This window comes from Alkalibacillus aidingensis (assembly GCF_014595945.1).
GTDB classification, from domain to species: Bacteria; Bacillota; Bacilli; order Bacillales; family Alkalibacillaceae; genus Alkalibacillus; species Alkalibacillus aidingensis.
On sequence record NZ_JABXWU010000006.1, the window covers coordinates 22,216 to 47,970 of the forward strand.

Here is a 25,755-nt window from a genome sequence, read left to right on the forward strand (position 1 = left end):
ACGACTTATTAGACTTACAATGATTAGAGGGAGGATTTTTGATGAGTAATCAAACGGAACGTGTTGTTGGTAAGGGTGTAGAGGATTATTTGAAGAAGCCAACTTTTAAAACGGTAGATGAGGAGCGTCAGCATAATAAACAGAAATTAGCTGCAGCATTTCGCTTATTTGGACGCTTCGGATTTTCAGAAGGTGCTGCGGGACATGTGACTTACCGTGACCCGGAGTTAACGGATCACTTATGGGTAAATCCATATGGGATGCATTTTAGTAAAATAAAAGCATCTGATTTAGTGCTTGTTAATAGTCAAGGGGAAGTCGTTGAAGGGAAATATTCTGTTCATAAATCAGCTTTTTCGATTCACTCTGCTGTCCATGAAGCACGTCCGGATGTGGTTGCTTCAGCACATACGCATTCTGTATACGGTAAGACTTGGTCTGTCAGTGGTCGGTTACTAGATCCACTTACCCAGGATGCATGCGCATTCTACAATGATCATTCAGTCTTTGATGAATATAAAGGTGTTGCCTATGATGAGGAAGAAGGGGTGCGAATCGGTAAAGCACTAGGTGATAACAAAGCGGTGATTCTACGTAGCCATGGTTTGTTAACAGTCGGCCAGTCAGTCGATTCTGCAGCCTTTTGGTTTATTACGATGGAGCGTTCTTGCCAGTCTCAGCTATTAGCAGAGTCTGCTGGAATTGTGAATCCAATTGCCCCGGAAGATGCTGAACATACGGCCGGACAAGTTGGTCGAGAAATCGATGGTTGGGAAAGCTTTCAGCCAATGTTTGAGCGTATCGTAAATGAAGAACCAGACTTACTAGAGTAATAGGAAGTGTTGAAGCTGCTCGTTAGGGTGAAAGAACCTTACTCGAGCAGCTTTTTTTATGGATACGGTTAATTTTATAGAAATACAGTTAATTTAAATAAAATACGGTTAAAATCTCGGAAATACAGTTAAATTTTAAAAAATACGGTTAATTGAACAATTCTATAAAAAGAAGTATAATAGTAAGAAATATTTCAATTATCGAAATAATTAGGAGGGGAAATATGATAGAATTTCCAAAGCCAACGGTTGAGCAGTTCTTTCGTTCGTATGTTATTTCCAATTTTACAGTAAGCCCTGATGAGGACAAGTTGTTATTTAGTTCAAATCTTAATGGAAAGATGAATGTGTGGGCGATGAATCTACCAGAGACTTTTCCATATTTATTTGCTCATCAAGATGAATCTAGTAATTTCTTGAAATTTGACCCTAAAGGTCGCTATGTCCTTGCTGGTTTTGATCGTGATGGGGATGAAAACTATCAAATTTATTCTGTTGCTCCAGAGGGTGGATTGCCTCAGGAGTTGATTACTGGAGAATCTAATGAGAAATATTTCTATGCTCATTTAACTGAAGACGGAAAGCGTCTATATTACATGACGTCTAAAGATAATCCTAACTTCCTAAATGCTAGAGTAAGGGATTTGGAAAGTGGTCAAGATAAGTTGGTTAATGAAGGTGAACAGGGTCCTACTTATCTAGCAGCTGTATCTGAAGATGAACAATCATTAGTTTTTACCCAAACATTTGCTAATACATATTCTGTTGCTTTTGTGACAATCAATGGGGAGAAGCATTATTTAACACCAGACCCTAAGCAAGTGCATGTTTGTGGTGGTGCTACTTTTGTAGGTGAAGAAGCCATCTATTTTGTGACAGACTTTGATAGCAACTATCGTTATGTAGCGAAGTTTGACCTTAATACGAAGTCGTTTAAGAAGGTATTAGAGATTGAAAACGAAAGTGTTGGCGATTTGAAATACGATAAAGACCGTCAGCAATTTTTCATTGTCACGGAAAAAGGAGTGACTGACAAGCTTTATCGCTATGACTTAGTTAACGGAACGCTTGAGTCAATTGAAGCGCCGGTCGATGTTATTGAAAAAGTGCAAGTCGCAAAATCAGGAAATGTTTATGTGCTCGGGCGTAGTGCAGTGATTCCACATAATATTTTTAAATATAACGAAGCCAACGTTTGGAAGCAGCTAACGGCCAATCGAGTGTTAGGGGTTAGCCCAGATGATATGGTTGACCCGGAAGTTGTGTCGTATCAATCTTATGATGGGATGGAAATTGAATCGTTGTTATTCCGTGCTAAGCCGGAAAATGATAATGGCTACACAATTTTCTGGCCACACGGAGGTCCACAATCAGCTGAGCGTAAATTCTTCCGCGCGATGTTCCAATGCTTCTTAAATCGTGGGTATTCTATTTTCTGCCCGAACTTTAGAGGAAGTTCAGGATACGGGTCAGAATATGTCAAACTCGTTGAACAAGATTGGGGAGAAGGTCCACGATTAGATTGTGTTCACGGGGTCCAGTGGTTATTTGACCAAGGAATCTCCAATCCAGAAAAACTATTTTTAGTCGGTGGAAGCTATGGAGGTTATATGGCCCTACTACTACATGGTCGCCACGCCGAATACTTTAAAGCGGTCGTCGATATTTTTGGGGTATCCAATTTATTTACCTTTGTTAATTCAGTTCCTGATCATTGGAAGCCAATTATGGAGCGTTGGTTAGGTGATCCTGAACGTGACAAAGAGCGTTTTGAAAAAGACTCTCCAGTCACTTACTTAGATGGTATGGAAAAACCAATGCTCGTCATTCAAGGAGCTAAGGATCCTCGTGTTGTTAAAGAGGAGTCCGATCAAATTGTTGAGAAATTACGCAATCAAGGTCGCGACGTTGATTATCTTGTTTTAGATGATGAGGGGCATGGCTTCTCCAAAAAAGAAAACGAAATCAAAGTCTACCAAACGATGCTCGATTTTTTAGAAAAGCATCAATAGAACGGTTCTCGACTTTTGTCGGTGGAACCCATGTCAATTTACGCAAAACAATAAAAAGGGCCACAAGTTGGGGTTGGCTCTTTTTTTCTATATAAGGAGCGAGTCCAATGTGGGGATTAATCGGATTTAATCGAGGTGAGTATCCTTTTGAGCTATTTAGCCTTTCGCATCTCACTATGTTATTCCTAACGTTTTTATTAGCATTTGCTTTATATAACTATCGTAAAACAATTGCTAAAAGATACAAGAAGGACTTCACTGTCGTGTTGGTAACTGTTTTAGTTTTAAGTGAATTAACTTTTCATTTGTGGTTTTGGATTCATGGTGAGTGGAGTGTGACTGTGAACTTACCACTTCAATTAAGTTCGATCTCCTTATATCTCTGCGCTTTTATGTTATTAACGAAAAACTACCGAATATTTGAAGTTACTTTTTTTATTAGTATGACTGGTGGTATTATGGCGATGATTACACCTGAATTATATTTTGGGTTCCCACACATGAGATTTTTCCAGTTTTTCATCGCACACTTTGTGATTATATTAGCGTGCTTGTATATGTTTTGGGTGGAAAAATACCATCCAACGCTTAAGTCTGTGCTTCGTGCATTTGTCGCACTCAATGTCATCGCTCTGTTAGTGTATGGGGTGAATCAATTAATTGGATCAAATTACATGTTTCTAAATGGAAAGCCAAGTAGCACAACTTTACTTGATTACCTCGGCCCTTATCCATGGTATATATTATCCTTAGAAGGGATTACTATTATATTATTTTTGGTGATTTATGGAATGGTAGTAATAACGAGTCGTGGTAAGAGGGGGTAATATTAAACTATTCAACAATCATTCCACCTCTATCCATTAAACAATCATAGTCCAAGCCACCTCCTCATAAATAGATATGTAAGTCTAATTTGAAAGGTGGTATCTTAAGTGTATTATTCCCCATATTCGCCACTTCCTTACCATGTTACCAGTCAGGTTCAACCAGATGAGAAGCGGGTAATGACTGTAGTTGGAGAAGGCATCGTGACAGTTGAGCCTAATGTAGCTGAAGTGCGATTAGGAGTTGTCAGTCAAGATGAATCACTTACCCATGCACAAAGTGAAAATTCGGAGTTAATTAACCAAGTAATGGTGTCGATACAAGGTCTTGGAATTCCTCGCGAGAAGATCCAAACGGTAGATTACTCGATCCGTCCACGATATGACTATGTTGACGGGGTACAGCAGTTTAGAGGGTATGAGGTGAGCCATAGTTTACAAGTCACGATTGACGAGATCTCTCAAGCTGGTCGGGTAATTGATGTGGCAGTGCAAAGTGGAGCAAATCGCGTTTGGAGTGTTGAGTTGGTATATCGCAATCAACAAAACGTTTATCAAAGTGCGTTAAGAAAAGCTCTTGAAAGTGCAGTTGCTAAAGCAGTAACCTTAGCTAATGCGATGGGTGCATCGCTTGATTCAACTCCAATAAAGATTGATGAACAGGTCGATGAACAACCGATTACTTATCAAGCATTCACAGAAGTGGAGTCGCCTGGTACAACAATTGAACCGGGGCAGTTAGTGATTAGTGCGCGTGTGGAAGCACAATTCCAGTATATCTCGTAATGATCTTCTTCCTAAACTCTCCTTTCTTTCTTTTCGACCCTCTCTGGAATATCATTTCGGTGTCACTCACTTTGACGGTGGTTAAATCCAATTCCTTGAAACTCATTTCCTCTTATGAGTACATTATAGTAGAAGGGAATAAATAGAGATGAGGGGGCACCGAGATGAAGGCAGTCTTAATTCATGGATTCTTTAGAAAAGATAAAGATATGATTCCATTAGCAGAATACTTACAGAAGAAAGGGTATGATTGTTTTACCCCCGACCTACCATTGACATTTAATGAGTTTGACTTAACCGTTTCTTTAGTTGAAGACGTCTTAGAAGGGATTGTAAAGTCGGGCATAGCCCCTGGGGAGAAGATTCATTTTATTGGGCATAGTACAGGTGGATTAGTGATCCGTAAACTTATTGCTGATACGAAGTATAAAGATCATATTGGTAGATGTGTATTAATTGGTACACCTAACCGTGGCAGCCAGATAGCAGACCTTGCTAGTAAAGTTCGTGGCTATGTTACAGTGTTTAAAACAGTTCGCTCACTAAGTACAGATTACTTAGAGAATGTAGACTTTTCTCATGATACTGGAATTGAAATCGGGGCGATTGCAGGTAATCGGAGTAATATTGCTGCTGATAAACTGATCAAAGGAGAGAATGATGGATATGTCGAGGTGGATTCTGTTTATTACCCCGGGTTAAAAGATTTTAAGGTGCTTCATTTAGGGCATAAAGAGCTCCACCATAGTGAGGTGACAGCTGGGTGCGTTGATCGATTCTTACGTTCAGGAAAATTTGATTAAAGATAAAAGAAGGCCATCAACCGTATTCTCGGCTGATGGCCCATTTATTTCTAGGAATCTAATATTCTATGATGTGTTAAAATTAACCGTTGAATTAAAATACTTTTAATACTTGAAAAATTGACTTATGTGATCTCTCAACTTTTTTGCTAGGAGTAGTGTATTGTTTTCTCTTATCTGTCACAATTGCTTCACGTAGTAAGTGATGATCAAACATGTAAATCGCCTCCTTGTAGCGAATCATTGTTTCCATACTATAGTATACCCAGGTTTTGGTTTTGTGTAAACAAATTGGCATTAAATTAACCAAAAAAGTTTCACATTGTATTAGAAGTCTAATTATATAAAACTTTCTGAAAATAGTACACCCTAAACACCCTCCAACATGTTCAAATATTCAGAATAAAATCAATATTGATAAAAAGAGGTAAATTGTCGATTGCACAACTAATTGTAAATCTATGTTTGAAGAAGTGGAATTATGTTGGAGTTCGTGATAAAATTAAGAAACACAAAACACGAACATACGTTTCTTTTCTGGATGATTAAACGATTTTGTAAAGGATGATGTCGATGAAAATCTTTCACACTGCTGATTGGCACCTAGGTAAACTTGTACAAGGGGTATACATGACGGAAGATCAGCGCTTTATTTTGGATCAATTTGTCAAAGAAATTGAGCAGGAAAGACCAGATGTGGTCGTAATTGCCGGTGATTTGTATGACCGAGGAGTCCCACCAACGGAAGCTGTTCACTTATTAGATGACGTTTTAGGTAAGGTTGTATTAGAACTTCAAATACCTGTTGTTGCCATTGCCGGAAACCATGATAGCCCAGGACGTCTAAACTTCGGAAGTAATATAATGAGAAATAAAGGGCTACATATTGTTGGGGAGCTATCACCAGAGCTAGAGCCTGTCGTATTAAATGATGATCATGGAGAGGTTCATTTCCATTTAGTTCCCTATTGTGACCCAAGTGTCGTCCGTCAACTGTTTAATGATGATCAGATTCGTACCCATCAAGATGCCACTGAGAAACTAACTTCTGAAATTAAGACAAATATGGATAAGCAAGCGAGGCATGTATTGGTCGGTCATTTATTCGCGACACCCCAAGGTAAGGAAAAAGAGAATACAAGCGATTCAGAACGACCATTATCAATTGGTGGAGCAGAACATGTGGATGCTAATTTATTTAAAGACTTCAATTATACGGCGTTAGGGCATTTACACCAAGCGCACCATGTAGGTAATGAAACCATTCGCTATTCGGGCTCACCATTGAAATACTCAATCTCAGAAGAAAACCACAAAAAAGGGTATCTAATTGTGGACCTAGACGAAAATGGTTCAGTTGATGTGGAGAAACGATTATTAGAACCACGGTTAGATTTAAGAACCGTAGAAGCTACTATGGAAGAATTGTTACAGCATGAAGTAAATGAAGATTATGTGTTTGTTAGATTACTAGATGAAACCCCGGTTTTATACCCTATGGAAAAAATCCGCTCAGTCTATCCAAATGCCATGCACGTAGAACGCCAAATTAATAAAGGTAAGCAAACTGAATCAGGTCAAACCGAAAAGATTCAACGACATAAGATGACTGATCAGCAATTGTTCAGAGCTTTTTATGAAGAAGTTAAAGGTGAAGCGCCAAGTGAGGAAACAGAGAAAATTATGCAAGAAGTATTTGAAGATCTATTAAATGAAGAGCGTCATTAAATTATGAAAGGAAGCGATGTTAATGAAGCCGATGAAATTAACTCTAACCGCATTTGGCCCTTACAAGGACTATGAAGTGATCGAATTTGATAAATTACAAAACCATCGTTTATTCGTTGTCTCCGGTAAGACTGGAGCAGGGAAAACGACCATATTTGATGGGATTAGCTTTGCTTTATACGGTTCAGCTAGTGGTGAAGACCGTGAAAATAAACAGATGCTACGGAGTGATTTTGCGAAGGACGAGGTTCATACAAGTGTCGATTTAATCTTTGAATTACACGGTGAGACTTACCGTATTTTCCGGCAATTAGGGCATGTTAAACAAGGAAATAAAACTCCCACAGGGGATAAAGTAGAATTTATGAAGGTTGTTGGCGAGCGTGAAGAGCCGTGTGTTGATCGACAAATGCGGACTGTGGTTGATGATAAGGTGAAGGAACTTGTCGGTTTAACCCATAGTCAATTCAGTCAGATTGTTATGCTGCCACAAGGGGAATTTCGTAAATTACTAACGTCTAACACTGAAAATAAAGAAGCTATCCTTAGAAAAATATTTAAAACAGAACCCTATCAGCAAATTAACGAGAAATTAAAAGAAAAACGAGAAGAAGCAAGGAGTAATAGCCAAAAACTAATTCAAAAACGTGATCACTTAATCAATGAAGTTAGTGCTAAGCTTCCTAGACGTGAAGGTTCAAATTTATTTGAAGTACTTGATCAAGACAATTTTAACGTGAATCAATTAATGAATGGTATAACTAATGAGCAAAGCTATTATAAGCAGTATATCACCGACGTCAGTGCGAAGAAGGAAGAGCTGAATCAGCGCCAAAAAAAGTTAACAGATTACTATCATCAAGCTAAAGTTGTTCATGATAAGTTTAAGGAACTTGAGGGAAAAGAAAATCATTTAGAAATGTTAGCTAAACGTGAGGCCGAGTTTCAGGAAAAAGAAAAAGTGCTTAAACTGGCCGAACTTGCGAGTCATTTGATTCCACATGAAAGACAGTTGATTGAGATTAAAGAAGAGCTGCAGAGCAAAGAAGAACACGTAAAGAATTTAAGTAATCAATTAAATGATCGAAAAAACATACTAGAAAAAGCTGAAGCGTTATATCAGGAAGAAAAAGGCCGTGAAGAATCACGTCAAGAGGTACGTGATTATATCTATAAACTTAACGAACTATTACCTAGAGTAAAAGAGTTAACGATCAAAGAGAATGAAGTCAAAGAATTAAGAGAAAAGACACAGCAATTACAAGCTACAGTTAACCAATTCAAGGAGTCATGCCAACACATAGAAGAGAAGAAGGAAAAACAAAAGAAAGAGATTAACCAGTTAGAACAAGTGGTTGCAACCTATCAGACAAAGTACCAACAATTAATGACTGAGCGAGATAAGGCAAAAGCGATTAAGGACTACATTGATCAATTAAAAAAACAAACAAAACTTATGAACCAGTTACAGGAACAAAAGAAAGAGTTTTTAGAAGCTCAGCAACTCTATGAAAACTTAGAAGAAAGCTGGGTTCACAGTCAGGCAGGAGTGTTAGCACAACACCTTCATGACGGTCACCCTTGTCCAGTTTGTGGCAGCAAGGAACACCCAGATAAGCAATCAACCATTTCACAGGCTCCAAGTAAAGAGTTGATGGAAGAGAAGAAAAGTCAAATGAACACTCTTCAAGAAACCTATTTGAAGACGGAGAGTCAATTAGAGACAGTGCAGCAGGAGATTAATCAGTCAAAAGAGGCTGTACAAGTTGACCATGATTCGTTAGAAGATCTTGAAGCACAGTACGAAGAGATTTGTGAAAAGGGTAAGAAGTTACGCCAAGAAGTAACTGATTTAGAACAAAAACAACAAAAACTACTACAACTTAAAGAAGAAAGTCACAAACTTGAAGAACAGTTGAAGAAGCAACAACAACATAAAGACCAAGCCGAACAAGAATATCAACAACAACAAAGTAATTATCAAAAGAGTGAAGGTGCTTATCAAGAGTTGCTTAATTCAATTCCAGAAAATGCCCGTTCGTTAGAGTTCATCGAGCAAAAATCTAAAGAAATGCATGAACGTAAACAAGCGCTTGAAAGAAAGTGGGAACAAGCACAAAAGAATTATGAAGAAGCTAAACAAAGGGTAATTGAGTCAGAGTCTAATTATAAAAATACGGTTCATTTAGTCAACGAGTTGAAAGCCAAACGCGAAAAGCATGAGAAATACTTTAATGAAGAGCTTAAAAAAGCTACTTTTGAGACAGAGGAATCCTATCAACAAGCTAAGCGATCTGAAGAAGAAATAAATAAATTAAAAGCAGAGATTGATGATTACCATCAAACAGTTAAGGCCTTGCAAAATCGAATTGGTGAGCTGAACGAAGAATTAAAAGACAAAGAAAAAGTAGACTTAACCACTTTAGAGACGCAAATCAATGAAGTGATGAAAAAATATGAAGAAGTATTAAACGAATATAATGTTATTAAAAGAAGGATTGAAGATATAGATCAACTAAAAGGTCAAATATCAGAAGCACATAAGGCAGCAGAAGAAGTAGAGAAACAACTTAGTCGAATTAATGATCTGTATGATATCGTACGAGGCCAGAATAGCCGGAAAATTTCATTTGAACGTTATTTACAAATCGAATATTTGGAACAGATTATTGAAGCAGCTAATGAAAGATTAAGAGTATTATCGAATGGACAGTTTTATTTAGAACGAAGTGACCGTCAAGAATCTCAAGGAAAACAAAGTGGTCTTGGCTTGGACGTTTACGATGCTTATACTGGACAAGCACGGGATGTTAAGTCGTTATCAGGAGGAGAGAAGTTTAATGCTTCATTGTGTCTTGCTTTAGGAATGTCTGATGTGATTCAAAGCTTTCAAGGTGGTGTGTCTATTGAAACGATGTTTATTGATGAAGGGTTTGGTTCATTAGATGAAGAATCACTTAATAAAGCAATTGACACACTTATTGATTTACAGAAGTCGGGTCGAATGATTGGTGTGATTTCTCACGTACAGGAATTAAAGTCAGCCATACCAGCGATCTTAGAAGTACGAAAGAATAAAGACGGATATAGTGAAACGGAATTTATCATTTCCTAAAATAAAAGCTCCAAGCCATTATTTTAATTTGGCTAGGAGCTTTATACATGGATTATACAGCATTATGCAAGTTTCTGCTTGTGCTTTGGTGATTCATTTTTTACCAAACGACGCTTATTAAACAAACGTTTGATTGAAAGTAACCTATCTGGTTGATAGGCATGCTCAGAGATGTATTTTGTTTGTAAATCCTTGAGCATTACTTCTTTCACCATAGTATCTATAGACATAAAAATCGCCTCCGTTTCACTTACTATATAAAGTTTACCGTGTTCATTAATGGTTCTAAACGGCATGGAGGTCGATTTTACTTCATTCTATGGACTGAACAAATATCAGTCTGAGATATTGAAGGGGGAAGAGACTTTGAGTTATGAAGAAGGGCAAATTAGATGGGTTATAGGAAGTCAATCATTATGGGTCTGAGCTTTTTCTTTACTTCCTTTCCCCAGCCTTTAACAGCATCCACAGTCACTTGTTCTTCATGAGCTATTTCTTTAATAGCTTTCCCTTCAACGATCCTTTTGACGACGTAAATCCATTGTTTTTCAGTCAGGTGTGATCGAACGGTGTTCCAAAACGATGGGTCGAAGTTTTCAATTTGTTGGTTAAGTTCGGGTTGGTCGTGTATATATTCATAAATTGTTTCTCGGTCTTGTACGCGATTGCTTTTTCGGATCAAGTCAATCAGTCTACTACGAATATACATAGTTGCTAGTCTAGGGAAGGTTGGATGGTCACCATACTTTCGGTAAGATTCCCAAAGTGCTGTTAACCCCTCCTGATAAAATTCACCGTGCTGATCATAGATACCAAGTTTATGAATATTATAATAAATCATATTTTGGTATTGATTTAGTATAGAAGTGAAGTCTTCTGAGTAAGGTTGTCCATGATTATAAGTCAATATGCTTTCTCCTCCATCATTAAAGGCCGGCCATGTACAGGGTAGGTTGGTGTTGGGTTATAAATCTATGTTATAAAAAAAGCTTTTTTTGGGGGTATGATTCATCGGTATTGATACGTTTTTGCTATTTTAATAGGTACCTTATACCTATATAATCGATAAGTATCTTGATAGAGTGGGAAACAAATAAAAAAATCGACCAACCTACAAATGTAAGTCAGTCGATTTTGATTAACATGGTTATGCGAATGGATACTCATACTCGAGTTCTTCTTGGAAAACAACGTAATCTAAATAAATCATTAATAGTAAGTACCATTCACCAGTTTCAGGATTTTGAACAACTATGTGGTCTCTACCAGCTTCCTCCACGATTCCCTCAAAGACCATAGCATTCCATTCATCATTGTTTTCAAATGTGAAGTAGAAAGTCGCTTGCTTACCACGATTTAAACGCAGGATGTTTTCAATATAAGAGCGTTCACGTGGAATCTGTCCGGTACCAGGTGTTCCCGGCATCCCTGGCATACCCGGCATTCCTGGCATTGGTTGTTGCATGCCAGGTGGTTGCTGCATTCCAGGGAACTGTGCACCAGGTCCCATGCCACTAGGTGGCTGTTGCATACCAGGTGGTTGCTGCATACCTGGTTGTTGTGTTCCACCGAACCCAGGTCCCATGCCACCAGGTGGTTGCTGTGTCCCACCAGGTGATTGCGGTCCATTAAATCCAGGCCCCATGCCGTTAGGTGGTTGTTGCATACCTCCATAACCTGTTCCGCCCCAAGGTTGTGTGCCACCTGGAGGACTACTGTAACCCTGCTGTGCTCCAGCTCCTGATCCACCTGGTCCTTTAATCGGCTTTCCACCAGGTTTTAAACCTTTTTTCCCCGGCTGTTGCCCACCTGGGTACCATCCTTGTTGTTGCCCTGGTTGGTAAGGCTTTTGTGCAGGTTGCTTGAATGCACTCCCCTTACGTTCTTGAGGGTTGGATCTGTTTTCCCCTGTGCGCTTTCTTTCCTGATTGTCATTTTTTGACTGATCCAAAAAATCAACCTCCCTAAGAGTTATATACTGAAATAGAACTAACTAACTAAAAAATATTCGGACAATCCGCCTGAGTCGGATTATAAAAACAGTGAGCCTTGTATCGGCCAACGTTCCACTGCCCAAACCATTGAGGGGGACAGGGTCCGTCAGGTCTAAAGAACCATAACGAATATTCCGCTGGGTCAAACCTTTCACCTTGAACATTTCGTCTAGCTAAGCGAATGTCCATTTCACGTGCCCCTTGGTAAAAATAAGACATCTGAGTTGCCTCAAAACCACCAGGGGACTGATAAATCATATCCTCCAAATTGCGAATGTCTTCAAAGTCTAAGCAATCAGCTCGAACGCGGTTAACACCGACATTTCCTACCATTAGCATTCCGAGTTCTCCGTCTTCTTCAGCTTCGGCGCGCATAAGGCGAGCTAGTTCTCTCAGTTGTGCGTCTGTGTATGCTATGACTGCCAACTAACCACCACCTCTTCTATTTAGTCCATCACTATTTCATATATATGACCTAATTTAGAAATGATGATTAATTTTTGTTGTGAAATTTCAGGAAATGTTATGACTATTAAAATCTTATGGGAATGATCAACCGTTTATGAATTAAGAAGGTGTTTGAGGTAGGAGCAATCATTAGGGTGGGTTTATGAATGATATACTTAGGTCAAAAAATACGCTCTGTTAAAACTTAATATTATCAACACTAAACTTTAACAGAGCCAAAATAAAGAGCTTAATCAGTTGGTCTGATTAAGCTCAATAACTTAGTTAGACATACATAATTTTTTCTAATTCAGAACGTTCTTTTCGATGTCCGATGTAGAATGAACCGAATTCTGCAAAGCGCGCGCTGACTTCATCAAAGCGCATTTCATAAATTAATTTTTTGAATTGTAACGTATCATGTGCGAATAGAGTAACGCCCCATTCCCAATCATCTAAGCCTTGGCTACCAGTAATGATCTGGCGGACTTTACCTGCATATTTGCGTCCAGTCATACCATGAGCATACATCAATTTTCCACGGTCTTCTTTAGACATCATGTACCAATTATCTTCTCCATCACGACGCTTGTCCATTGGGTAGAAACAAACGTGGTTCCATTTAGGTAAAATTGGTTTTAAACGAGCCTGGATTTCTGGATCTGTGTCAGGATCCTTGCCTTGAGCCATATAGGTTGATAGCTCAACAACAGAAATGTATGAATATGGCTTAGTGAAGAATTCAGCCATTTTCGTTTTATCAAGCGCCATTTCTAATTCTGTCAGTTCCTCCATAGTTGGACGAACATTTAAGAATAATAGATCAGCTTTGTGGCCAACCACAGTGTAATAGCCAAAGCTTCCTTGTTTATCAGCCTCAACATCTTCCCATGAAGCCATTAAATGATTAAGTTCACTGATTGCTTGTTCTCTTTCTTCAGTTGTGGCATTCTTCCATGCTGTCCAGTCAACTGTACGAAAGTCATGAAGCATATACCAGCCATCAAGTGTTTCAACTGCTTCTGCCATATATAGTCACTCCTTTGGGATCATTTCAACATCTATTTTTAATATACCATAAGCTTGTCATGAGGTTAAAAGATATGGTCATGAACGTTTTGTTAACTTTTAACGGGATTATAAGTGTTCGTTTCTTTTATTCATAAGTTGAAGCCTAGACTGTAACCAAACATGTTCTCGTTCATTTAAATCATGAGTTAATACATGGACGCCATAATCTTTAAATTTATTAATCAGTTTCTCCATCACTTGCTTAATTGTTATTTTTTTACCTAATAACTGTTCAAGAGATGCCATTACTGTAGGATCAATATGGGGATACTTAAATTTAGTCGTCTCACCTTTTAAAGATAGTTGGTAAAAATGCTGCAATAGCTGTGCACGCTTTTCCCCATCACCTTCAACGCAGAGATAAATTTGGACGGCAGAACCACTTTTTACACGTCTTTGAGAGATTCCGGCAAATTTCTTCCCATCAATACTTAAATCATACGTGCCAGGACAATATGACTGTTCAATTTCATACGCTTCAATGGTTTGACCTTCGTCTTCAAAGAGCCACTGAATCAACTTGACCATTGCTTCATATCCGTCATGAATATCAAAACTTTTAGCATCAGGGAAGATCAGGGAAATGTTTAAGATTCCTTCATCTAATGTTACAGCCAATCCACCTGAGTTTCGAATAATCACATCGTACCCTTGTTGTTTTAAATATTGGACACCTTGAGATAAATGAGGTAATCGACTGTCAGGAATCCCTAGTACAACTGTTGGTTGATGAACCCAGAAGCGCATAGCTGTCTCACCAGTCTCACTAACTGATAGACAAAGGGTGTCATCAACGGCAAATGATTCAATAATGCTCGATGTATGGGGGTTACTATTGTTGATCAATCTAATATGATTAAAATTTAATAAATCGTGATTCATATATAATCGTTCCTCTTTTATAAGCTGTTCTTATTATAGCAGATTGTGGCTTTGAAATAATCTGTTAATCATGGGTCTAGTAATGTTAAAATAGTAATAATAGTTTGACAAAGTTAGAGGTGGATGTTGATGAAGAAGTTATTGTTAACAGGCTTTGAGCCATTTTTAAATTTTCCTGTCAATCCAACCATGAAGGTTGTTGAAGAATTGAGTGGGGAGAGTATTGGAGAATATGAAGTTATTGGAAAGATTCTGTCGGTCGATTTTGCGAAAAGTGGAAAGGAATTGATCGATATAATTGAGTCAGTTAAGCCTGATGCAGTGGTTTCTCTAGGGTTAGCTGGAGGACGTCATAAAATAACTCCCGAGAGAATAGCGGTAAATAGTAATGATGGAGAAGCCGACAATTCTGGGAGAAAGCCTAATGGTGAGGCGATATTTACCGATGGAGAGGATGGTATTTTTAGCACGTTGCCGATTCGTAAGATGGTAGAACAACTGAAAGAAGCTGGCTATCCTGCCGCGATTTCAGACACGGCAGGGACCTATTTATGTAATAACGTGATGTACCATGGACTATATCATTTTAAAAGAAAAGGTATTAACGTTCCTTCTGGTTTTATCCATATCCCAGCTTCACACGAGCTAGCGATTAAACACGGGAAGGTACCAAGCTGGTCACAAAAGGATTTAAATGAGGCAGTTAAACTCTGTTTACAATGTTTGTAGAGGATGATGAAGTGTGAACGGTCCTACTATTTATCCAGTCGGTGACCAGGTTGCTGTTGTCCAGTTTGGTGAAGATATTTCAAAGGATACCCACGAGCAGGTCATGCTGTTTGAAAAATTAATACGAAATAGTAGTATTAAAGGGTTAGTCGATATTATACCGACTTATCACTCCGTTGCTGTTTATTATAATTGGCGAGTCTTACAATTCGATCATGTAAGAGCATTACTTGAGGAAATGTTAGCTGAAACAGAAAATTCGAAGACCTCAATGAGTAAGCGGACAGTGACAATACCGGTATGTTATGACGAGCAATATGGACCTGATCTCGACCATTTGCAACAATATCACCAGATCAGTAAAAAAGATATTATTCGATTACATACTGAACAGATATACCTTGTTTACATGATTGGGTTTTTGCCTGGTTTCCCGTATTTAGGAGGTTTAAATAAGCGTTTGGACACACCTAGATTAGAAACACCACGTGCTACAGTTCCTAGTGGCAGTGTTGGTATTGCTGGAAACCAAACAGGTATTTACCCATTAGAGTCACCAGGTGGTTGGAATTTGATCGGAAGAACTCCGGTTTCACTCTTTGATCCTGAGCAAGATGAACCAACCTTGTTGAAAATGGGTGATCTATTGAGGTTTCAATCTATTAGTGGAGAAGAGTATAGGGAAATTGAACAAGGTCAATTAGGTAATCAAGTCATCCAAATAGAATGGGAGGATGAGTGATGCAAGTAGATTTGAATGCAGATTTAGGTGAGAGCTACGGTCAATTTGTTGTAGGAGACGATGAAAAGTTAATGCAGGTGGTAACCTCAGCCAACGTTGCTTGTGGTTTTCATGCTGGAGACTATATGACCATACCGAAGTCCATTCAGCTAGCAAAGGAAGCTGGTGTGGCTATAGGAGCACACCCTGGGTATCCTGATTTACAAGGTTTTGGACGAAGGTTGGTTAGTATGTCTGATGAAGAAATCTATCAAATGGTGGTCTATCAGATTGGGGTCTTGCAAACGTTTTGTCACGTCGAGGGAGTGCAATTAAATCATGTTAAACCTCATGGAGCATTATATAATCTTGCTGCAAAAGACCGGAAAGTAGCAGATGCAATCGTTAAAGCTATTGTTAATGTGGATGAACGTCTTGTGTTGTATGGGTTAGCTAATGGAGAACTGATTCGTGCTGGTAGAGACGTTGGTTTGCAAGTAGCTTCAGAAGTTTTTGCCGATCGAACCTATACATCTGAGGGACATTTAACTCCTCGGTCAGAGAGGGATGCCATCCTGAAGGACCGTAATGCGATTCGTAATCAAGTTTTTGAGATGGTACTTGAAGGTAAGGTGACAACTTCTAATGGAAATCAAATCGATATTGAAGCGGACACAGTTTGTTTTCATGGTGATGGTGAGTCGGCTTATGAACATGTCAAGCATATTCGAGAGTCGCTAGAGTATAAAGGAATTCAAGTTATAGCTTTAAGTAGGTGATTGGATTTGGCAGAAGCATTCGTTAAAGTGGTTGAGCCGGGGTTATATATGAGCATTCAAGATTTGGGAAGGCCTGGTTATCAGCATATGGGGGTGCCAGTGTCAGGGGCTATGGATCGCTACGCGTTGGTGATGGGAAATCGCCTTTTAAACAATCGCGAGGATTCAGCAGCTATCGAAGTAACTTTTGGTGGGGCAGAGTTTAAGTTTTTACGTGATGGTCTGATTTGCGTGACGGGTGCAAACTTAAACGGTTATCTAGGTGGTGAGCCAATTCCGATGTGGGAGACTGTTTCGGTAACTAAGGGTCAAAAGTTAGTCTTCGAACGACCAAAAACAGGCGTACGTGCTTACGTATGTGTACTCGGTGGGATTCAGTCTTCAGTTTACCTCGGGAGTCAGTCGTGCTATGAGAAAGCTGGATTAGGAAGACGATTAGAAGCAGGTGATCAGCTCTTATCAGAGTATGAGGGAGTTCATATGACGCCTGGTAATCGGTTAAGTCCGGAATTATTACCGACTTACACACAAGAAGTTACATTAAGAGTGGTCCCTAGCCATTTGGAGGACCGTTTTACAGAAGAATCAGTGAGGTATTTTTATCGAACCAATTATACGATGAAACAAGGGGACCGAATGGGGTGTAGGTTGGAGAGTGATCAGCCATTAAACCACCATACCAGTGCAGATATTATCTCGAGTGTAACCCCATTTGGAACGATTCAAGTCGCATCGAACGGACAGCCCATGATTCTTTTAGCTGATCGACAAACAACAGGGGGCTATACGACGCTAGGAACTATCGTAACGATTGATCACTGGAAAATAGCCCAACTTCCTCCAGGTGGAAAGGTTAATTTTAAGCGTGTGGACTTAAAAGAGGCAGAGGAATGGTTAAGACACTGGCGAGAGGCGTGATTTTTTCTAACTGTTTTCTTTGATAAGCTCGCCCTGTTTTATTCATGATTGAAAAAAGTTATAATATGATTAAGAATGCACAGTTTGATAGAAAGGTCGGAAAAAATGGCATATCGTGATGAAAAATTAAATGAAGAAAAGGTCTTTAAAGATCCTGTCCATAGATACATACATGTGCGTGATCGCGTCATTTGGGATTTAATTAGTACACCTGAGTTTCAAAGATTGCGACGGATTAAACAATTGGGGACGACGTTTTTAACTTTTCACGGAGCTGAACATAGTCGTTTTAATCATTCATTAGGTGTTTATGAAATTGTTCGTCGTATTATTGAGAATTTCCGTGACCAACCGTTTTGGGACGATGATGAGAGATTATTATGCTTATCTGCTGCCTTGTTGCACGACCTTGGACATGGCCCTTTTTCACATTCATTTGAAAAAGTGTTTGATTTAGATCATGAGGATTTTACAAGAGCCATCATTTTAGGGAATACCAAAGTAAATCAAATACTTCGTCAAGTGGACGAAAACTTTCCACAGGACGTAGCTGATGTGATTCATAAAACTTATTCCAACAAGCTTGTGGTTAGTTTGATTTCGAGTCAAATTGATGCGGATCGTATGGATTACTTGCAACGCGATGCCTATTTTACGGGTGTAAGTTATGGCCATTTTGATATGGAGAGAATTCTACGTGTCATGCGCCCGGTGGAAGATCAGATGGTGATTAAGGAAAGTGGCATGCACGCGGTAGAAGACTATATTATGAGTCGTTATCAAATGTATTGGCAGGTCTATTTTCATCCGGTGACGAGAAGTGCGGAAGTGATTTTATCAAAAATCTTGCATCGCGCAAAAGATTTATATTTGTCGGATGAGTATGCTTTTAAGTTACATCCAACACACTTTGAGAGCTTTTTCAACAAAGACGTAAGCCTTGAGGACTATTTAAAATTAGACGAGAATGTGGTATTTTATTATTTCCACATATGGCAGGAAGAAGATGATGAGATTTTAGCCGATCTATGTCGTCGTTTTGTCGACCGAGATTTATATAAATATGTAGAATTTGACCCGGGTCATCAATACCGGGAGTTAATGGATTTAAAAGAGTGCTTTAAAGAAGCGGGAATTGATCCGAATTATTATTTAGAAGTCGATTCTTCATCTGACCTACCGTACGATTTTTACCGACCTGGTGAAGAAGAGGAGCGCCTTCCGATTCATTTACAGTTTCCAAATGGGGAATTACGGGAACTATCACGGCAGTCAGATATAGTTGAATCTATTTCAGGGAAGAAACGAACAGATCATAAGTTATATTTCGCTAGGGATTTAATTGATAAACTACCAGATGAGGATACAACTAAGAAGCGGATATTAGAAATCTTGAAGGGATAAGGAGTTGTGCTCATGTTAGAAGATCACGCAAAATTGATGACGTTTTTTAAACAAGCGCAAGAGGTTGTTGGACGGAAACGATTGCAGAAAATGGTATACATATTGAAAAAGTGTGGATATGATTTTTCTGAACGTTATTCATTTCATTTTTATGGCCCTTATTCTGAGGAACTATCAACTAGAATTGAAGAGTTGTGTAATCTAGGATTCTTAGATGAAGAGCGCGAAAAGGAAAAAGGCTACTACCAATATCGTTATCATTTAACGGATCGTGGTGCAGGTTTTTTGGAACAAGCTGAGGTCGAGACTCCAGATATGATTGATGTGATTGATCAGATGAATAATCAAAGTTCTAAGTTTTTAGAGCTAGTTTCAACGATGCTTTTCTTTGATGAGTTTTCCAAAGACGATGTCGAGGAAAAAGTGAGAACGGTAAAAAGTAAACAAAATTACACTGAGCAAGATTTTGAGGAAGCTTGGAAGTTTATAGAAGAGTTGACGGTACACTAAGAAGAAGCAGGGTTGCTTCTTCTTTTTTATATTATATGGGGCTCAATCAGTGGAAATGTGGATCCAATCCGTATAACAGTGGTCAAATTAAGTGATTTGTGCAAATGACTTGCTTTAAAGGGTGAAAGTCTCTTACGATAAATGTTATTAGATAGACAAATAGGAGTGAGAACATGAGTCGAAACTTAAAATTAGTAGGAATTAGTGGTAGTCTTCGAGAAGATTCTGTTAACAAAAAATTATTAGATGTGTGTCAATCGTTGTTACCAGACAATGTGGAATATGAGTATGCTGACTATACAGATGTTCCAGTTTTTAATCAGGACAAAGAGAACCCTCTTCCTGAAAGTGTAGCTCGTTTTAAAAAACAGGTTGAGAGTGCAGATATGTTATTGATTGCAACACCTCAATATAATGGGTCCTTCCCGGGTGTTTTAAAAAATGCTATTGACTGGTTAACACGTCCAGAAGGTGATAATTCACTGTCAGGGAAGGTTGCTGGGGTTGTTGGAGCAACACCAGGCCAAAGTGGAACCATCCAAGCTCAGCTTCATTTACGTGAAGTGCTTGGGCATATGGGGATTCAAGTCCCAGCACATCCTCGTATTATGGTAAGTGGCGCTTATGATCTAGTTGATGATCAGGGGAAGTTGAATCTACCTGAAAGAGATGCGAAAAGCTATGAGAAGATGCTACAAGAATTGGTTAAGCTTGCGGGGGTTAGATAGTGTATTTGGAACCATTCCCGATTCACTAAAAAAGAGGAAAGAATTCAATTGATTGGTTTTGGAAACTTTGCGGTACGTGAACGCTCAGCGAGAAAAGGACGTAACCCTCAGACTGGTCAGGAATTTGATATTATTTAAATACATGTCACATAGTAAAAGGAGAGACCTAGATATATTTCTGGATTTCTCCTTTTTTAAGGCAGGGATGGCCACCTTATAATAAAAGTAAAATAGTATAGCTTAATTGTAATTATCAAAATGGATAATCAACCTTCTGACTTTTCTTTCATACTGCATTATTTCAAAGGATTTGTTGAATCTATAATTTCATTAGCAATAGTTAAAGCTTCATCCTTATTATTAGCTGGAGCTGCTATTATAGTACCATCTTCTACATTCCAACTACCGTCTTCAGGGAATTTAGTAATAAGTATCTCCTTGAATTCATCATGTTGATGTAACTCCCCATATTGCAAAATACTTTCTCCACGTTCATTTTGAATAGTATAAATAAGTAGTCCTCCTAGTTGTTCCTCTAGATCAAGAATTACGGTATCTTGTAACGCATGATTAGGGGGGATTTTTTCTCCATTAGTACTTATGAAACCTTCAAATTGATTTTTAGCAAAAATGGCGTTTTTTAATTCACCATTCACTTCAATTTTAACTTTTTTTCCTTCTGTATCACTCCCTAATTGATATATGAACCCTTCGTATTCTTTGTTAATGTCTGTAGGTGATTGTAATGAAAAAAACAAGTAAATAACACCTACTATAAGTATGAATAGAATTATTTTATTAAGCTTTCTCAACTTTTCTTCACCTTCTTTACATGTTCAACTATGTATTATGAATATTTACTAAGTATTATGACTTTAATTACTTTAGTATATATGTTCTGGTAAGAATAGACAATAAACGAAAATAAAGGGTTTATCATCAAAAAGTACCGTACAATCAACAAAAATGGAGAATCTATCAACAAAATCATGGTTCCAATCAACATCTTGAGTTTATTTTAACCTTGAAATCAGTGTCTCGAACTAAAGTCACCTCCTTAGGCGTCTGTGCATAAGATGCTGCAAAAGGAGGTAGCAACATGGAATTAACCATTTCGCATTGGCTGTATGCGTTGGTCACGGTTGTTGTTATTCTAACCATGGTGTTTAGAAGAGGTGTCGTGTTACCAACTCTAATTGGCACATTCTTAGTTGCCTGGATTTACACTGGAAACTTAGTGACCGGGTTTACATCCGTATTTCACGCCAATTTAACAGCTGCTAAAGAGCTGTTTAGTATATTTTTGATCATAACTTTTATGGTTGCGTTATTGCATTCACTTAAAGATTTAGGTGCCGATCAACAAATGATTGCTCCCGTTCAAAAAATCATGACAAATGGGCATATTGCATATCTAGTACTAATTGTGGTCACGTTTATCATTTCATTATTCTTCTGGCCAACACCTGCTGTCCCATTGATTTGTGCTTTACTCGTGCCGGCTGCAGTTAGAGCTGGCTTACCTGTGATGGGAGCGGCTATGGTTGTGGCTTTGGCTGGTCAAGGTATGGCATTGTCATCAGACTATATCATGCAAGTGGCTCCGTCTTTAAGCGCATCGTCATCAGGATTGGATTCAAGTGTAATCGCTGATAAAGCACTTGTTCTATCACTGGTTGCAGGTGCTTTTGCTATTGGTTTAGCTTATCTGATGATTCGTAGACAGATTAGAAAGCCTAATGATCCATTAAATAAGGAAGCGTTGAAGAAACTTCCTGGGCAAGAGGAGACGTCAAAACCATACCAATTTGAAAACGAAAAATGGCGAAAATTATTTGCTGTTTTAGTGCCACTTGCTATGTTAGCGATTATGATCTTTATGATCATAACTAAAGCCACTGGTGGTAGAGAAGGTGGTTTTGAAGGAGATGACGGGGCTGCTTTAATTGGTGGTGTTGCCGTTCTGTTACTTGCTTTAGCATCGCTCGCCTTTGGAAAGGTTCAGGCATTGGACCGAATTAGTGAGCACATTACAAACGGCTTCGTGTTCGCCTTTAAAGCGATGGGGCCAGTCATTCCGATTGCAGGTTTCTTCTTCTTAGGAAGTGGGGATTTTGCAGGTGAGATTATGTCTTTAGGCGATGCAGCAACCCCAGCGTTTTTATTCGAGTTGGTTGAGGCAGGTCAGGCTGCGATTCCTGAAAGTGCATTCTTAACGGCATTTGGTATTTTGATTATAGGGATCATTACGGGGCTTGATGGTTCTGGCTTTTCGGGGCTCCCATTAACAGGTGCCTTATCTAGTGCATTAGCCACTGGTTCAGTCGAGCCAACGACACTTGCTGCACTTGGGCAACTCGGTTCGATCTGGACTGGAGGTGGCGCTTTAGTCGCCTGGTCATCACTTGTTGCCGTAGCTGGTTTCTGTGGGGTGTCCGTGATGGAGCTTGCACGCAAAAATTTCCTCCCCGTAATTGGTGGGTTAGTGTTAGCAACCTTATTCGCCTTGTGGATTTGGTAAGGTTTATCCAACAAACTACCTTGCTTGACTATTTAAAAGTTGAGCGAGGTAGTTTTTTTGATTCATGGGCAATTACTTGTAGTCTTTAATGTTATGATAAGAATAAAAGCATTTAGGTGAATATAATGGAGCGACATTTGGTGTGGATTTGGTTAACTATTTTAGGGGTAACTTGGGGTATAGGCTTAATATCAATGAATCATGGCCTAGCAATGATTTCTCATTCCCAATGGTTTGGTGCAGCACTCTTTTTTGCTTTAATTTTTACCATTCCCCTATTTACGAGTAGCTTAATAATGACTACTATTGTGCTTACAAGTGCTGGTTTAGTAACAGCAGTGTTATTTCAAGGTGGACAAGGTGTTGGTTCGAACCCTTATTCACTCATTATTTTTACATACTTAATGGGTGAAGTGATTTTCAGGCTAAAGAGGTGGTATGCTGTAATTGCTGGCACTACCTTGGCTGTGTCACTGTTAATATCATCTCCTATTTCCGTTACATTTTCGGTTATATACATCGTTTTTTACGCAATAGTTGGGGTGCTAGCCTATTTTTATATTCAAAGATGGCGTGCTTTCGATGCTCGTTATGAGGCGCTATTGCACGAGTACCGCCAGCTGAAGCGTAAATCTGCTAATGACGAACAACTGGCCCGTCAAGAAGAGCGAGCGCAGATTGGAAGAGAGATTCATGATCGAGTTGGTCATAAGTTGACTAACCTTTTGATGCAGTTGGAGGTTGCTCGAATGGAAGCAGGAACTGAAGCAGTCGAGCGATTGGATATGCTTAAAGGACTTGCGAAAGAAAGTCTAGATGAGACAAGAAGCGCGGTTAAAGTGATGAAACAGGATGAAGTCGGTGGGTTACCTGCCATCATGCGGTTAATTCGTAAGCTTGAAGCAGAGAACTTAATTAAGGTTTATTTCTCTGTTAAAAATCGGGCGTTTACGGCAGAACTGGATGTGGATCAGACGGTAACTGTCTACCGAGCTGTACAAGAAGCACTGACCAATGTGATGCGTCATAGTCCAGAACGTGAAGCTTCTGTTATTTTTGAGTCGCCTGGAGAAAGTGTTTTTAGGTTTGAAATTTCGAATCCGATTGATGCAGATTATCAGTATCGAGAAGGGTATGGGTTACAGTCGATGCGAGAACGTGTAGAAAAAGTGGGTGGTCAACTAGAAGTTTCTGGCTATCAAAAACGATTCATCGTGCGTGGAACCTTACCAATTTTAAAGACTAGGAGTGCTGTCAATGACACGGATTTTACTGGCTGAAGATCAATCACTTGTCATGCAAGGGCTTAAGATGATGATCGAAACGGATGATGATTTGCGCGTGACGGGAGAAGCAAGTGATGGTGAAATAGCGATAAAGTTATGCGAAGAACAGTGGTTTGACGTGGCGATATTAGATATTCGCATGCCTAAGATCGATGGATTAGAAGTCGCTAAGATCATACGAGAGCGTTGGCCAGAGATGAAAGTATTAATGTTAACGACCTTTAATGATGATGAATATGCACTTGAGGCGCTTCGTATTGGTGCACATGGTTATATGCTTAAAGATGCAGATGCTGAGTGGTTAATTAAGTCGATTAAAAGCTGTTTAGCAGGTGGACTTCAAATTCAAGGAGAAGTAGCCGCAAAGGTCGTCCCACGTCTGTTACATAAACAGAAGCGTGAAACATCAGGTCTAAATGATTTATTAACACCACGTGAAATTGATATATTAAGGCGTATAGGTGAAGGAAAGAGCAATAAAGAAATTGCGCAAGATTTAGCATTATCAGTAGGAACGGTAAAAAATCATATTAGCGGATTACTCGATAAACTAGAGCTTCGTGATCGAACGCAATTGGCAATCTATGCAATTAGAAATCAGATTGTTTAATTTAAATGACTTAAGTCATGGTTTATCTTCCATTTAGTGACTGAGGGCAGTGTTGAATCTGCCTTCTTTTTTATATACTTGAAGAAATTAGACGAAAAGTGTTTGGAGGAGAGCGCATGTTAGAAACGACCGATTTGAGAAAAGTGTTTAAGAGTACGGTAGCCGTTGATGAAGTTAATCTTTATTTAAATAAGGGTGAATCTGTAGGCTTGCTAGGACCTAACGGAGCAGGGAAGTCAACGACAATTTCCATGATTTCCTCGTTATCAATGCCGACTTCAGGTGATGTGAAGTGGAATGGAGAAAGTGTTGTGAAGAATCCCAATGTCATTCGTAACGTGTTGGGGGTTGTCCCACAAGAAATTGCTGTTTATGAGGAGTTAACAGCACTCGAGAATCTAAAATTCTTCGGAAAGATTTATGGATTAAAGGGAGAAACGTTAGATCAGAAGGTTGAGGATGCTTTAAAAATAGTTGGGTTAGAAGAAAAGCAAAAAGAATTAGTCAAAAATTACTCTGGTGGAATGAAGCGAAGAATTAATATTGCTGTAGCTTTGTTACACGAACCAGAAATCATTATTATGGATGAACCGACAGTTGGAATTGACCCACAATCACGCAACTATATCTTGGAGATGGTACGTCAATTAAATGAAGAAAAGGGGATGACCGTTCTTTATACAAGCCACTACATGGAGGAGGTTGAGCGATTATGCGATCGGATTTATATTATGGACCACGGGAAAGTGATTGCAACAGGGACTCAAGAAGAATTAACAAGTATTCTATCAAGTGAAGAATCGATTTTAATTGAATTAGATCGACCTTACCCAAACTTAGTCAAAGCATTATCGGGCTTAGAAGAAGTCTTACAAGTAGTAGAGCATGATAAAGGGATAAAACTGATTGTCACAAAAGGTAGTCGGCTGTTGGGGAAAGTCTTTCAGATCGCTGAACAAGAAGATGCACAAATTGCAGGAATTAATGTGCAGGTGCCAACATTAGAAGATGTGTTTCTACATTTAACAGGCCGTAAGTTAAGAGACTAGGG

26 protein-coding genes and 1 pseudogene are annotated in these 25,755 nt (G+C 38.9%); 19 read left to right on the top strand and 8 right to left on the bottom strand.

Features of this window, described 5'->3' with window-relative positions:
* Positions 1 to 41: 41 nt before the first annotated feature.
* From HWQ49_RS10025 to HWQ49_RS10045, 5 genes are all read left to right on the top strand, one after another.
* The gene (locus HWQ49_RS10025) at positions 42 to 833 is read left to right on the top strand and encodes a class II aldolase/adducin family protein (RefSeq protein ID WP_188207482.1); all 792 of its coding nucleotides are present in this window, start codon (positions 42 to 44) and stop codon (positions 831 to 833) included.
* Between the two features lie 224 nt (positions 834 to 1,057).
* Positions 1,058 to 2,845, top strand: a complete 1,788-nt coding sequence (locus HWQ49_RS10030) for a S9 family peptidase (RefSeq protein ID WP_188207483.1) — start codon at positions 1,058 to 1,060, stop codon at positions 2,843 to 2,845.
* Between the two features lie 107 nt (positions 2,846 to 2,952).
* Positions 2,953 to 3,672 (top strand): YwaF family protein, encoded by a 720-nt coding sequence (locus tag HWQ49_RS10035; protein ID WP_188207484.1) that lies wholly within the window; start codon positions 2,953 to 2,955, stop codon positions 3,670 to 3,672.
* 108 nt (positions 3,673 to 3,780) lie between these two features.
* Positions 3,781 to 4,458 (top strand): SIMPL domain-containing protein, encoded by a 678-nt coding sequence (locus tag HWQ49_RS10040; protein ID WP_188207485.1) that lies wholly within the window; start codon positions 3,781 to 3,783, stop codon positions 4,456 to 4,458.
* 164 nt (positions 4,459 to 4,622) lie between these two features.
* Entirely contained in the window at positions 4,623 to 5,261 is a 639-nt protein-coding gene (locus HWQ49_RS10045; RefSeq protein ID WP_188207486.1) for an alpha/beta fold hydrolase, read from the top strand.
* Between the two features lie 94 nt (positions 5,262 to 5,355).
* Here HWQ49_RS10045 and HWQ49_RS14775 read toward each other — a convergent pair whose 3' ends face one another.
* Positions 5,356 to 5,478, bottom strand: coding sequence for a hypothetical protein (locus tag HWQ49_RS14775; protein WP_262926661.1), 123 nt, complete (start codon positions 5,476 to 5,478; stop codon positions 5,356 to 5,358).
* Between the two features lie 356 nt (positions 5,479 to 5,834).
* On the opposite strand from HWQ49_RS14775, the gene HWQ49_RS10050 reads away from it, so the two are divergent.
* Both HWQ49_RS10050 and HWQ49_RS10055 read left to right on the top strand, forming a co-directional pair.
* Positions 5,835 to 6,989 (top strand): exonuclease SbcCD subunit D, encoded by a 1,155-nt coding sequence (locus HWQ49_RS10050; protein WP_188207487.1) that lies wholly within the window; start codon positions 5,835 to 5,837, stop codon positions 6,987 to 6,989.
* 22 nt (positions 6,990 to 7,011) lie between these two features.
* The gene (locus tag HWQ49_RS10055; RefSeq protein ID WP_188207488.1) at positions 7,012 to 10,104 is read left to right on the top strand and encodes an AAA family ATPase; all 3,093 of its coding nucleotides are present in this window, start codon (positions 7,012 to 7,014) and stop codon (positions 10,102 to 10,104) included.
* Positions 10,105 to 10,166: 62 nt separating this feature from the next.
* On the opposite strand, the gene HWQ49_RS10060 is transcribed toward HWQ49_RS10055, so the two are convergent.
* The 6 genes from HWQ49_RS10060 to HWQ49_RS10085 form a co-directional block, all read right to left on the bottom strand.
* Positions 10,167 to 10,334 carry a hypothetical protein gene (locus HWQ49_RS10060; RefSeq protein WP_188207489.1) on the bottom strand — a complete coding sequence of 56 codons (168 nt, stop codon included), beginning with the start codon at positions 10,332 to 10,334 and terminating at the stop codon, positions 10,167 to 10,169.
* A gap of 167 nt (positions 10,335 to 10,501) precedes the next feature.
* The gene (locus HWQ49_RS10065; protein ID WP_223155118.1) at positions 10,502 to 11,011 is read right to left on the bottom strand and encodes a sigma-70 family RNA polymerase sigma factor; all 510 of its coding nucleotides are present in this window, start codon (positions 11,009 to 11,011) and stop codon (positions 10,502 to 10,504) included.
* Between the two features lie 240 nt (positions 11,012 to 11,251).
* The gene (gene gerQ / locus HWQ49_RS14890) at positions 11,252 to 11,689 is read right to left on the bottom strand and encodes a spore coat protein GerQ (RefSeq protein ID WP_188207568.1); all 438 of its coding nucleotides are present in this window, start codon (positions 11,687 to 11,689) and stop codon (positions 11,252 to 11,254) included.
* Positions 11,690 to 12,101: 412 nt separating this feature from the next.
* Positions 12,102 to 12,524 (bottom strand): cell wall hydrolase, encoded by a 423-nt coding sequence (locus HWQ49_RS10075; RefSeq protein WP_188207490.1) that lies wholly within the window; start codon positions 12,522 to 12,524, stop codon positions 12,102 to 12,104.
* A gap of 306 nt (positions 12,525 to 12,830) precedes the next feature.
* A complete protein-coding gene (hemQ, locus tag HWQ49_RS10080; RefSeq protein ID WP_188207491.1) occupies positions 12,831 to 13,574 on the bottom strand; it encodes a hydrogen peroxide-dependent heme synthase in 744 nt (247 codons plus the stop codon).
* A gap of 108 nt (positions 13,575 to 13,682) precedes the next feature.
* Positions 13,683 to 14,498, bottom strand: coding sequence for a lipoate--protein ligase family protein (locus HWQ49_RS10085; protein ID WP_188207492.1), 816 nt, complete (start codon positions 14,496 to 14,498; stop codon positions 13,683 to 13,685).
* A 129-nt stretch (positions 14,499 to 14,627) separates the two neighbouring features.
* On the opposite strand from HWQ49_RS10085, the gene HWQ49_RS10090 reads away from it, so the two are divergent.
* The 8 genes and pseudogenes from HWQ49_RS10090 to HWQ49_RS10125 form a co-directional block, all read left to right on the top strand.
* Positions 14,628 to 15,227, top strand: a complete 600-nt coding sequence (locus tag HWQ49_RS10090; RefSeq protein ID WP_188207493.1) for a pyroglutamyl-peptidase I — start codon at positions 14,628 to 14,630, stop codon at positions 15,225 to 15,227.
* A gap of 13 nt (positions 15,228 to 15,240) precedes the next feature.
* A complete protein-coding gene (gene pxpB, locus HWQ49_RS10095) occupies positions 15,241 to 15,969 on the top strand; it encodes a 5-oxoprolinase subunit PxpB (RefSeq protein ID WP_188207494.1) in 729 nt (242 codons plus the stop codon).
* Positions 15,966 to 16,727: a LamB/YcsF family protein gene (locus tag HWQ49_RS10100; RefSeq protein ID WP_188207495.1), complete on the top strand. Its 762-nt coding sequence runs from the start codon at positions 15,966 to 15,968 to the stop codon at positions 16,725 to 16,727. The genes pxpB and HWQ49_RS10100 overlap by 4 nt, the downstream gene beginning before the upstream one ends.
* 6 nt (positions 16,728 to 16,733) lie before the next feature.
* Complete coding sequence (locus tag HWQ49_RS10105; protein WP_188207496.1) at positions 16,734 to 17,645, top strand: 5-oxoprolinase subunit C family protein; 912 nt, start codon at positions 16,734 to 16,736, stop codon at positions 17,643 to 17,645.
* A gap of 105 nt (positions 17,646 to 17,750) precedes the next feature.
* On the top strand, positions 17,751 to 19,049 hold the full coding sequence (locus HWQ49_RS10110; protein WP_188207497.1) for an HD domain-containing protein: 1,299 nt from the start codon (positions 17,751 to 17,753) through the stop codon (positions 19,047 to 19,049).
* Positions 19,050 to 19,061: 12 nt separating this feature from the next.
* A complete protein-coding gene (locus HWQ49_RS10115) occupies positions 19,062 to 19,559 on the top strand; it encodes a YwgA family protein (protein WP_188207498.1) in 498 nt (165 codons plus the stop codon).
* A 173-nt stretch (positions 19,560 to 19,732) separates the two neighbouring features.
* Complete coding sequence (locus HWQ49_RS10120) at positions 19,733 to 20,287, top strand: NADPH-dependent FMN reductase (RefSeq protein ID WP_188207499.1); 555 nt, start codon at positions 19,733 to 19,735, stop codon at positions 20,285 to 20,287.
* A pseudogene (locus tag HWQ49_RS10125) lies at positions 20,280 to 20,425 on the top strand (HU family DNA-binding protein); the annotation flags it as partial. The gene HWQ49_RS10120 and the pseudogene HWQ49_RS10125, both read left to right, overlap by 8 nt.
* A gap of 158 nt (positions 20,426 to 20,583) precedes the next feature.
* Here the strand turns inward: HWQ49_RS10125 and HWQ49_RS10130 are convergent.
* Positions 20,584 to 21,099: a hypothetical protein gene (locus HWQ49_RS10130; protein ID WP_188207500.1), complete on the bottom strand. Its 516-nt coding sequence runs from the start codon at positions 21,097 to 21,099 to the stop codon at positions 20,584 to 20,586.
* A gap of 287 nt (positions 21,100 to 21,386) precedes the next feature.
* On the opposite strand from HWQ49_RS10130, the gene HWQ49_RS10135 reads away from it, so the two are divergent.
* From HWQ49_RS10135 to HWQ49_RS10150, 4 genes are all read left to right on the top strand, one after another.
* Positions 21,387 to 22,808, top strand: a complete 1,422-nt coding sequence (locus HWQ49_RS10135) for a hypothetical protein (protein ID WP_188207501.1) — start codon at positions 21,387 to 21,389, stop codon at positions 22,806 to 22,808.
* Between the two features lie 125 nt (positions 22,809 to 22,933).
* On the top strand, positions 22,934 to 24,088 hold the full coding sequence (locus HWQ49_RS10140) for a sensor histidine kinase (protein WP_188207502.1): 1,155 nt from the start codon (positions 22,934 to 22,936) through the stop codon (positions 24,086 to 24,088).
* Positions 24,066 to 24,704, top strand: a complete 639-nt coding sequence (locus HWQ49_RS10145; protein ID WP_188207503.1) for a response regulator — start codon at positions 24,066 to 24,068, stop codon at positions 24,702 to 24,704. The genes HWQ49_RS10140 and HWQ49_RS10145 overlap by 23 nt, the downstream gene beginning before the upstream one ends.
* Positions 24,705 to 24,820: 116 nt before the next feature.
* A complete protein-coding gene (locus HWQ49_RS10150; RefSeq protein WP_188207504.1) occupies positions 24,821 to 25,753 on the top strand; it encodes an ABC transporter ATP-binding protein in 933 nt (310 codons plus the stop codon).
* Positions 25,754 to 25,755 lie beyond the last annotated feature (2 nt).